The organism is Odoribacter sp. N15.MGS-14 (assembly GCF_000980245.1).
Lineage (GTDB): Bacteria > Bacteroidota > Bacteroidia > Bacteroidales > Marinifilaceae > Odoribacter > Odoribacter splanchnicus.
The window spans coordinates 1-4,773 of record NZ_LARE01000114.1 but is presented as its reverse complement, the minus strand read 5'-3'; the positions used below and the strand labels follow the sequence as shown (position 1 = coordinate 4,773).

The 4,773-nt window shown below is 45.8% G+C and carries 3 protein-coding genes; 1 reads left to right on the top strand and 2 read right to left on the bottom strand.

Features of this window, described 5'->3' with window-relative positions:
- The coding region (locus WS34_RS14140) for a TonB-dependent receptor plug domain-containing protein (protein ID WP_046405625.1) at positions 1 to 1,180 on the top strand (1,180 nt) is incomplete at its 5' end.
- A 16-nt stretch (positions 1,181 to 1,196) separates the two neighbouring features.
- On the opposite strand, the gene pbpC is transcribed toward WS34_RS14140, so the two are convergent.
- Positions 1,197 to 3,533: a penicillin-binding protein 1C gene (gene pbpC, locus WS34_RS14135; protein ID WP_286693816.1), complete on the bottom strand. Its 2,337-nt coding sequence runs from the start codon at positions 3,531 to 3,533 to the stop codon at positions 1,197 to 1,199.
- 124 nt (positions 3,534 to 3,657) lie between these two features.
- Positions 3,658 to 4,773, bottom strand: a 1,116-nt coding sequence (locus WS34_RS14130; protein ID WP_046405621.1) for a PCMD domain-containing protein, incomplete at its 5' end; no start/stop codon positions are given.

Genomic DNA, 4,773 nt, shown 5'->3' with positions numbered 1-4,773 from the left:
ACTCAATCTGTATTCCTCTGTCCAACACACTGCCCGTCAATCTTATTACGGAGCAGGTAAAGATCCCAAAGCCTATGGCAAGACAAATGACCTGACCGCTATTGCAGGAATTCAATACTCATACAATTTCAATCGTCTCCTTTTTATGCCGGCAGTATTGACAACCGGCAGCGAATATGTATATAACAAACTGGCCGATAAAATGCTGGGGTATCACCGTTCCATCGATCAAAAAGTTGATATCTACAGCTTTTTTCTCCAAAACGAGTGGAAAACAGAGCAATTCAGCTTCCTGCTAGGAGGCCGGCTGGACAAAAACAGTTTCATCGATCATATCATTTTCAGCCCTCGTATCAACCTGCGCTACAATCCCTTGAAAGCCATCAGCCTCAGAGCCAGTTATTCGGCCGGCTTCCGGGCACCTCAAACCTATGATGAAGATCTACACGTGACCGCCGTCGGGGGAGAAGTGTCGCTAATCCAATCGGATCCGAATCTAAAAACCGAAAAGTCGGGAAGTTATAGCGTCTCAGCCGATATTTATCATTCTTTCGGACGAGTACAAACCAATCTGTTGATTGAAGCATATTATACCAAATTGAAGCATATTTTTGTAGTCAGCCCTATCGGTTACGACGAAGAAGGCAACAAAATACTCGAACGCCGTAATGGTTCGGGTGCCAAAGTAAAAGGTATCAATCTCGAAGGAAAAATTATCCCTCACCGGGATGTACAAATCCAATTGGGGATATCTCTCCAGCAGAATAAATACAATCGTCCTCAATCCTGGAGTGACGATCCGGATACAAAGAAAACCCGTGAAATGTTACGTTCTCCCAACCGGTATGGCTATTTCACGTTTTTTACTTCTCCTTTCAAAAAATTCGGTATATCCGCTTCAGGCACTTATACAGGAAGTATGTATGTTCCTCACATGGCCGGATATATCGAAAAAGACAAACTGGAAAAAAGCGGAGATTTCTTTGATGCCAATATTAAATTGAATTACGATTTTACCATCAGTGGAAACTATGTTCTTCAACTCAATTGTGGTGTCCAGAACATTTTTCAAAGCTACCAGAAAGATTTCGATCGGGGAGAATTCCGGGATGCCGGATATATTTACGGGCCGGGCCTTCCCCGTAGCTGGTTCGCCGGCATTAAACTCAGCCTGAATTAACCGGATCGGGTGATTTCTAACCATCGCCCGGAACTTCCTTCCCTACCACCCGGAATACCTGTTGTAAAATATGGCCTTCTTCATCCATCAACGTCAAGGTATGGCGACCTTCTTTCAGCCATACTTCTTGCTGATGGATGGAGTGGGTTACACCCAAAAACTGCTCGTCGACATACCAATAAATCCGGGCTTTAACCGATCGATGCACGGCTTCGAGAACCACACGTCCGGGTTTTCCTCCGAAATCCCTGGGAATAAAAACCCGGGTTCCCCGTTGGGGATAAATCATTTCCATCATCTCTTCCCCCTGAGGGTGACAATCCGGACGATAAGGCGGTAATCTGCGATATCCGGTATGAGTCCGGCAATAGTACCATTCCTGCACTGGTGGAAGCACAAACCAGGGCTGTATCCTGATCCGGTATACCGACTCACAATCCGAAGTCACCTGCCATTTTCCGGTAGCATCGAGATTTACCAAGCGGTGGTAAGGACACACCTGTGTCCTGCTTCCGGCAGCACAAACCCGGATGGTATCGGTCTCCTCACAATAGGCCGAAGCCCGGTAACCACTCCGATGACATACGACCACCTCTTTCATCTCCTCGGCCGGTTCGTAGAAATGCCGATTCACAGGCAAAAGACCAGCGACCTCAAAGAGTACCGGAGCCGCAGCTCTCACCCCTACCAAACCCGGACGTCCTTCCCCGTCGGCATTCCCAACCCAAACGCCGATCACATACTCGGGATTCACTCCCACTGCCCAAGCATCCCGGAAGCCAAAACTAGTTCCCGTTTTCCAAGCCAGATTCATCGCCGAGATAAAATTTTTCCACCCCGATTCCATTTCCGGCCGTTCCACCTCCTCCAAAGCTTTCATGGTCTGCCAGATCGCCGAAGCTTTCAATACACTCCGATCCGCACTAATTTTTTTCTCTTCTTCATCTTGTCCTTCTGCTCCGCTATACTCCTCCCAAACCTTCAAACGGGAATATTCCCCGTCAAAATATTGTCCGTCCCTGTCATTATAATGATTCAATACAGCACTCATTCCTCCATACAAATTACAAATATCCCAAAGTGACGTTTCGGCACCACCCAAAATCAGACTCAGTCCATAATGATCGGCGTCGCGGTTTAAAGAACGAATTCCCAATTGTTTCAGATCATCGTAAAAACGGGCATATGAATAATCTTTGAGTAAGCGTACAAAAGGAATATTCAAGGATTGAGCCAAAGCCTGTCTGGCCGGTACGACGCCCTTAAAATCACGGTTAAAATTCGAAGGAGAATAACTTCCGAAACGGGAAGGGATATCGGGCACTAAGGTCCCGGGTAAAATAAACCCACTCTGTAACATACAAGCATATAAAGCCGGTTTGAGAATACTTCCCGAACTCCGAACGGCCTGGACAATATCCACGTCATTTCCCCGGCTACCCTTCCGGGGAGCACTATTCCCGACATAGGCCCTGACTTCTCCGGTCGGGACATGAGCCACCAACACAGCCATGTTATAGATATAATTCTGGCTCAGTAAAGCAGTATGCCGTTCTACGATCTCATTGATCTTTTTCTGCAAGCGTCCGTCGATATATGTCGGGCACACTTTTCCTTTTTTTTCCCGATAAGCCTTAGCCAACAGATGGGGTGCCACAATAGGGATATCGAACTTTTTTTCCGGCAAGGGCTCAGCCAAGGCCAGGTGGTACGAATCTTCGGACATCACCCCTTCCCGGTATAATTTGGCCAACAGCCCGTCTCTTTTTTGTTTCAGTAAAGTATTGTTCTTTCCGGGATAAAGCAATGCCGGTGCATTAGGTAACACCGCCAGTAAAGCAGCTTCGGCCCAGCTCAGTTGTTCGGGCCGGCGGTTAAAATATTTCAGCGCAGCCGCCCGTATGCCGACTACATTCCCCCCAAAAGGAGCGTGTGAAGCATACATCTCCAAAATCTGTTTTTTAGAATAACTCTGCTCCATCCGTAGTGTCAGGAAAATCTCCCTTATCTTTTCAGGAACGGTACGGGGCGGATTTCCCAAAGCCAAACGCACCACCTGCATCGAAAGCGTACTTCCCCCACTGACCACCTGACCGGCCCGTATATTCTGCACTAATGCCCGGCACAAAGCCCACCAATTCACCCCCTGATGGGCTAAAAAATACCGGTCTTCGAAAAACAAAACAGAAATAACATAGCGGGGAGGCAAATCCTGAACCTCTTCAAAACGCATCTGCCCATCATCCGCCACCTTCATACCCATAACCTGCCCTTCCCGGTCGAGCAACACCGTAGCATAAGGGTCCTGAAACAAGGGGACCGGCAGTATATTATACCAGATTATAAAAATCAAAAAAAGGCCCCCACCTAAGAACCAAAATGTCCGGCAAGGGTTTCTTTTTATCCTATCTATCAAAATCATCATCTTCAGGTTAACGCAGTAAATTTACAACACTCCCCTGAAAAAACAAGTTTTATTAATCAAAACTCAACTCAAATTCGTCCAATAACAACACACTAGTTGTACTTCCGGCAAAATAATCTCCATACTTGCTGGAAGTAGCCACAATCACAATATAAGTAGGTTTCCGGGTCAGATCGCGATACTGGATATCGATCGTAAACTTCTCATAAGCAGACATCTTACGATCATTTTTGAGCTCTCCATAGGCTATAATGGATGAATTATCAGCACTATAATCTACAAAAGTTTCTGTCTTTGAGTTGGCATGAAAAGCTTCTGTCCAATCGCATAAGGCCACATAAATGTGGCAACTGTCGGTTTTATTTTTTATAAAATCAAACTTACCATTATCAGGAACCTTATCTACTGTTCCTGAATTATATTTATAATAACCGGTCAACCGGGTAGGCCGGCAAGTGTACGGTATTCCGAAATCCAGTTTTGCATTAAAACCATCTAAACCGGCAAATTTACCGGTATAAAGACTTCCTGCCGCAAACTTAACCGCAGCATAACAAGAAGCGAGTTTTGCTGCCGATCCTTTTATCACATCACTTGTCTCTTCCGATGTCGGATTAAAACCAAAACTGGCCCCTCCTCCATTCCCGGAATCCCAAGTAGAAATACCTTCTACGCCAGTATACCATGCCTTTCCATTTTTATACCACAGATCGAAATTACTATAAGGAACCTGCTCGGCAGCTTCGGTTGTAAAAGACACCTCAGTCCCTTGCTCTTCTCCGACTACACCACGTACCGAATAAGTAGTCTGAGGTTTCAGGCCCGTTGCTTTCGCTGTAAAAGTTTTACCGCTAACCACTGCCGTCACTTTCGTCCAGGTTGTCGCACGGGCTTCCTTAATTTCAAAATAAGGAGTACCTGTTTTTCCGGAAGGGATATTTCCGTTTAAATAAGCCAATTTAGCCCAAGCATTCACTTCACCTGTAATATCTGTTCCAGCAGTTTCGCCCGAATCAATAAAAGCAGTGATGAGCCACCTTTCTATACGACCGAAACAAGTTACATAAATAACCTGTTGTTTCTGGAAATTTGTCAGGGTCAATGGATCAGGATCGTAAGTTGCGATGGACGATCCCAGTTTTACATCCTCTACTTGTATATTCGATAA